The sequence below is a fragment of the Desulfobulbus rhabdoformis genome (assembly GCF_016919065.1).
GTDB classification, from domain to species: domain Bacteria; phylum Desulfobacterota; class Desulfobulbia; order Desulfobulbales; family Desulfobulbaceae; genus Desulfobulbus; species Desulfobulbus rhabdoformis.
Genome location: NZ_JAFFQA010000171.1, coordinates 1 through 428 on the forward strand (window position 1 = coordinate 1; position 428 = coordinate 428).

The window sequence follows — 428 nt, forward strand, 5'->3', positions numbered from 1 at the left end:
AAATATGAGTTACGACGCAGTTTGAATTCAGCCCAAACGCTCCGATTTACAAAGATTATTTTCCCCTGCCGTGAAACAAGTAAAGTAAACGGTCAACAGTTTTTAGCGGAATAAAAGCAGGCTTGAAATTATTCGACGATTAGGCCTTGCCGCAGAATACGAAGATAGCTATTGTTTGCGACGCAACCGATCAATCACCTCAATGATGGTCGCTATGTCTTCATAATTAGATTTTTGCCCTTTGATGAATCCCGTGGCGCCGGGTTTAAATGCGCTTAAGACAGAGGACGATTTGAGATTTAATAATGCTGTTTCAAGCCGATTTTTCAGGCTCAGATCAAAATTTTTTCGAACCACGATAACAAAGTCATAAAACGGTTCGCTTTTATGCAAAATTTTAAGATAATTCGGATACTGAAGATACACAC

Annotated in this window: 1 protein-coding gene; it reads right to left on the bottom strand. The window is 39.3% G+C overall.

The genetic code is table 11. The features are described from left to right. Positions 1-168: 168 nt before the first annotated feature. A partial coding sequence (locus JWJ90_RS22950; RefSeq protein ID WP_205229524.1) for a PhnD/SsuA/transferrin family substrate-binding protein occupies positions 169-428 on the bottom strand: 260 nt, incomplete at its 5' end.